General features: G+C 63.1%; 3 protein-coding genes. 2 read left to right on the top strand and 1 reads right to left on the bottom strand.

What is annotated here, in order from left to right; translation table 11 throughout:
* Positions 1-70: 70 nt before the first annotated feature.
* The gene (locus tag ACJH6J_RS29955; protein ID WP_406805005.1) at positions 71-2,671 is read right to left on the bottom strand and encodes an N-6 DNA methylase; all 2,601 of its coding nucleotides are present in this window, start codon (positions 2,669-2,671) and stop codon (positions 71-73) included.
* A 256-nt stretch (positions 2,672-2,927) separates the two neighbouring features.
* Between ACJH6J_RS29955 and ACJH6J_RS29950 the strand changes: the two genes are divergently transcribed.
* A complete protein-coding gene (locus tag ACJH6J_RS29950; protein ID WP_406776152.1) occupies positions 2,928-3,107 on the top strand; it encodes a hypothetical protein in 180 nt (59 codons plus the stop codon).
* Positions 3,104-4,951 carry an AAA family ATPase gene (locus ACJH6J_RS29945; RefSeq protein ID WP_406805004.1) on the top strand — a complete coding sequence of 616 codons (1,848 nt, stop codon included), beginning with the start codon at positions 3,104-3,106 and terminating at the stop codon, positions 4,949-4,951. Before ACJH6J_RS29950 ends, ACJH6J_RS29945 begins: the two co-directional genes overlap by 4 nt.
* Positions 4,952-4,979 lie beyond the last annotated feature (28 nt).

The raw sequence follows: 4,979 nt of genomic DNA, 5'->3' as shown, positions 1-4,979 counted from the left end.
GGCACCGACACGGCCTGAACATCTCCGCCCACCTCAGCCCCGTCCCCGAATTCCCACCACCCCAGGGGACTTAGCCGAAATCGATGCGGTCCAGCAGCGTCCCTGCGTCGGACTCGGACTTATTCTCGGCCCACGCTTTCTCAGCTTGGTCCCACCACGACTTCAGTCCCGGGTGGTCAACGACTGCCGCTTCCTCCAACACCCCGTCGTCACTGATCGCGAGTAGTGTTCGGCGCGGCTCCAGAGTGCGGAACGGAAGCGTGGTCAGGCCCAGATACGTTGGCCGAACGAACCTCGTCTCGACTGTGGCGGTGATCGCCGGCAACTGTTTCCACCGTTCGGGCTCGTAGACGCTTCGGTTCGATGACACCGAAACGCGGCCCGCGCCCGCGCCCAGTGGACCTGCCGGAGCCTCGCGTACAAACAGTGCCATCTGGGGAGCGAGCACGGCGCCCTGCCGGAACTGCGACTTGTACGGGGACTCCGGGCGCACCGCTCCGGCATCGTGCGCAGCGACGGTGCCGGAGCCGACGGTGATCTTGTCCTTCGCTTCGTCCCACGGAATGTCTGGTCGTGCAAGGTATCCCGTCCACGTTACGGTCTCAGCGTCGATCGGAGTCGCTGATGAGGACCTCTCGCCGTGGATGACGCAAGACACCATGGGGAATCCGGTGGTTGCGCGTGCGAGGTCCCAGCTGAGCCCGAATTTGACGGCGAGGTGCTCGGAGTTCCTCGTCATCCACTTGCCAGTGCGGAATCCGGTATGTGGCTTGCGCGTCAGGATGCCGTAGGGCATCACAAACGAGAACGCGCCGCCGGGGCGGAGGTACAGCTCCACAGCCCGTACGACGAACAGCGTGGACAGGTCGCGGCTGGCCGCTCCTAGGCCGCCGGTGAGCAGATTGCGCGGCTTGGCGAGCTTCTTGTAGTTCTCCTGCATTGTGGCGGTCATCTTTGCGTACGCCAGCCACGGCGGATTTCCTACGAGTACGTCGACGCGGTTGTCCGGCTCGGCGAGCCACAGGGGGCGGATGAGGTTGCGGACGTAGTAACCCCAGATGTGGTCCTTGCCCGACTTGTGCAGCGCCCGCATGGTCGCGAAGGTGGCGCTGAGAACCTCTGCCTCCTCAGCGGTCACCTTAAAGCGCTTGAGGATCGGGTCGATCAGCGTCCCGTTCCTCTTGTTCGTTGAGTCGAGCGCGTTGTCGGCCATCTCCGACACCAGGCGGTCGAACCGGCCGGCGTCACCGAGGATGCTGCGCGGGAAGACCAGATCGTCACCGAACAGGACACCGCCTCCGCCGGCGATGATGGAGTCCCCCTCGGTACTGATGGTCACCCGGTCCACGCCTCCGATGAGGTCCCGGCTCTGCTCCCACTGCATCGAGTCACCCAGATACACAGGGATCGCGATGGGACCCCTGTCATCGTCTCGGAGCCGATTCAATCCGATCGCCAGGACGTAGGTGACCCTGGCGAGGGTCACCGCGACCGGGTGAACGTCCATGCCGATCACATTCGCAGTTACCTCGTGCACCGCTGTCGCCGTTGGCGTTCCCGACTTCTCCGCGGTCTCGAGGTAGCGCCGGATGGCGTGGAACAGGAATGTCCCGGAGCCGCAGCTCGGGTCTGCCACCCGAGAGCCTAGGGGGTCGGTCACGGTCGCTTCGACGACACGGTCGGCGAGCCAGTCCGGCGTGTAGTACTCGCCCAGCCGGCGGCGCTCGGTGGGGGCGATTACCGATTCGTAGAGGATCTTCAGCACGTCGTGTTCAACCTTTGTCCAGTCGAACCGTGCGATGCGCCTGCCGAGTTCGACGACGAACTCCTGCCCGCCCTTGACTTGCACCACCCAGTCGAAAAAGTCTGCCTCGACGACGCCGTGGATTTGAGCCTGTTGAAACTCCGACCCGGATGTCAGTTGCATGGGCGACAGGCCACCGCTGGGAGATACGTCCCAGCCGACCGCGGCGTGGGCGATCAACTCAGCGGTGATCACCAGCAGTGTGTGGTTGATGAATAGGTTCGGGTCGTCGACGAAGTTCTTGCCGAACGCGGTACGCAGCAGCTTTGCCCACAGTTCTCGCTTGAGCTTCACCTCCGGGTCGTCGACGTTAGCCTCGAAAAGCGCGGCCAGAGAAGCATGGTCGAGCCGGTGGCCCGGGGAGTCGGCACCCAACCGGTCCTGGATCTCCTGCGGGGTTGGTTTGATCTGCTCCCGTGTCGCCATCACCGATTCCAGCCAGACAAGAAGCTGAGCGACGTCGGGTGCGCTGGGGTTCAGGACCAGCTCGGAGACGAAGACGAGAGCGTCGCCTTCCAGGTTGTAGAGCATCCAACCGGTGCCGTCGGTGAGAATGCCGACGTAGCGTGTGCCCAGCTCTTTGTGCCGCTGTTGAACGTAGCCGGCGAGCTGCTGTTCGTAGTCAGCGAGGTTGCCGACGGTGAGGTCCTTCTTCACCTCGATCACGACGTGCCCGGCCTCGATATCGATACGCCGTCGTGTGCCGTCAGCGACCTGGGATTCGATCTTCACAACGTCGTCCGGATCGAGTCCGAGACCGGCGGTGGTCAGCAGCATGTAGATGTCCGCCTGGGTCTCGGCCTCCGCGCGGATCGGCTTGCGGCGGGCGAGGCGGCCGACGGTTTCGTTCACGAGTTCGCTGGGCACGTGACGACCATATGCAGTGGTACCGACACCCGTGTTGATAGTCGACTCCCGGCGTGGCACACCCCGGCGCGCCTTCTTTAAGCAATGCAGACTGCCGCACAGGCGGAAGGTCTGTTGCGTCGTATCTAAACCGGCCGGCAAGCAGGGAGATCCTCCCGAGGTTTGCTGTTAGCGAACACGCTGCATGTTTGCTGAAATTGACGCTACGGTGATCGAACCGCTGGGGAGGCGGGGTGAACCGTTGGCAGGGGGTCGAGTGTCTCGAATCGAGTCTGAGGTGCTGCGCACGTTTATGCAGCGCCTGAACGAGGTCGACGAGGTGGTGCCCGCGGCGGTAGCAGCACAGCTGGGCGCGTTACTCGGTGCCGACAAGTTGCCCAAGGCTGACGTACTGGTCGCGTTGTTTGCCGAAGAGACCGGCGACCGACGCGCGTGATCCAGATCAAAGCCATTCACGTTGAAGAGTTTCGCGGCATCCGGTTGCTGGATTTGCGACTAGATGGCCAGTCGTTCGTCGTTGCCGGGCCAAATGGCTCTGGCAAGAGTGGCGTCGTCGACGCGATCGACTTCGCGCTAACAGGCTCCGTTGCTCGACTGAGCGGCGCGGGCACCGGTGGAGTCAGCTTGGCCAAACACGGCCCGCACGTGCACCAACGCGACAACCCTGCCGCCGCATCGGTGGCACTGACGATCGTGGACAGCGCGAGTGGCCAGACCGGCGTGCTGACGAGGTGCGTGAAGACTGCCGCAACCTACAAGCTGGAGCCCGACACCCCCGAACTGCATTCCGCAGTGGATTGGGCTGCCCAGCATCCCGAGCTGATTTTGTCGCGGCGCGAGGTCATCAAGTACGTGTACACCGAGCCGGGTAAGCGCGCTCAGGAAGTGCAAGCGCTGCTGAAGCTCGACCGCATCGACGAGACTCGCCGGCTCTTGCGGACCGCGATGACTAGGTCCGCCAGTGACGAAAAACAGGCGACAACCGAGGTTGGCAACGCTGAGGACGCCTTGCGCCGTCATCTCGATCTCACAACGCTGCTGGAATCGCAGGTCCTCGGCGCAGTCAATCAGCATCGTCAGGTCCTCGGGATTGCGCCGCTGGACTCGCTGCAGCCCGACACCGACTTAATCGTCGGGGCTCAGGTTGCCGGTGAGCATTCCTCCTTCAACAAAGCTTCCGCACTCCAAGATGTCAACGAGCTGAGCGCCTTCGCTACGGATCACCCAGAGTTAGATAACGCCGCCCTGGACCTGGCGCAGGCTTTGGCCGAACTGGAGGACGACCCGAGCATTCTCCACGCCCTCACCCATCGCGAGCTCATCGAGGCTGGGCTGCCCCTGGTCACCGAGGCCGCGTGCCCATTGTGCGATCAGCCATGGGAGGACGCCGAGACGCTCCGGCTGCACCTGCAGGGCAAGCTGTCGCGCTCGGAGGCGGCCAAGACGCTGGAGCGTCGGATTCTGCTTGCGGCAGCGCGGTTGAAGGGGCAGGTGCAACGGGCAGAGGCGTTGATTCGCGCCGCCCAACCCCATGCGCTGAAGGTGGGACGTAACGACGACCAAGCTGTGCTTGTCGACTGGCTAGCCGATCTGGCCGCTTTCGCCGCCGTACTGGACCATCTAACGACCATCCGTGAACAGGCGACGCGAGTCGGCGCCAACCCATTAGCCCTTCCCCCTGGGTTGACGGCCCTGCTTGCCGGGGTGCGGCAAGATATCGAGGCGCTGCCGGACCAGAGCGCCACCGCCAACGCTCGCAGTGCCCTGACAGTCGCTCATGAACGGTGGACCCGGCTGCGCCAGGCCCGGGCCACACACATCAAAGCAAGCGCAGCCCACAGCACCGCCAAGGCGGTCTACGAGATTTACAACGACGTGGCAGACACCGAGCTGACCAGGCTTTACACCACCGTGGAACACGACTTCAGTGACTATTACCGCCGCATCAACGCAGACGATGAGTCGTCGTTCAAGGCTGGTTTGGCTCCGTCGGCTGGGAAGTTGGATCTAGAAGTCGATTTCTACGGACTGGGCATGTTTCCTCCAATGGCCTATCACAGCGAGGGCCATCAAGACGGTATGGGAGTGTGCCTCTATCTGGCGCTCATCAGGCAGCTCCTGCACGACGACTTCCGCTTAGCCGTGCTGGATGACGTCGTTACCTCCGTCGACACCAATCACCGACGGCAGTTCTGCAGTCTGCTCAAGGACGTCTTCCCTGACGTTCAGTTCTGTCAACGACGGTCGAAAATTGACCCCGTAGCGTCGGTTGAATTTTGACCCCCTTGGTTGTGGTTACTTGCTGGTT

It is taken from the genome of Mycobacterium sp. SMC-18, from assembly GCF_045310895.1.
Taxonomy (GTDB): Bacteria; Actinomycetota; Actinomycetes; order Mycobacteriales; family Mycobacteriaceae; genus Mycobacterium.
The sequence above is the reverse complement of the archived record's forward strand: the minus strand, read 5'-3'. Positions and strand labels throughout refer to the sequence as shown.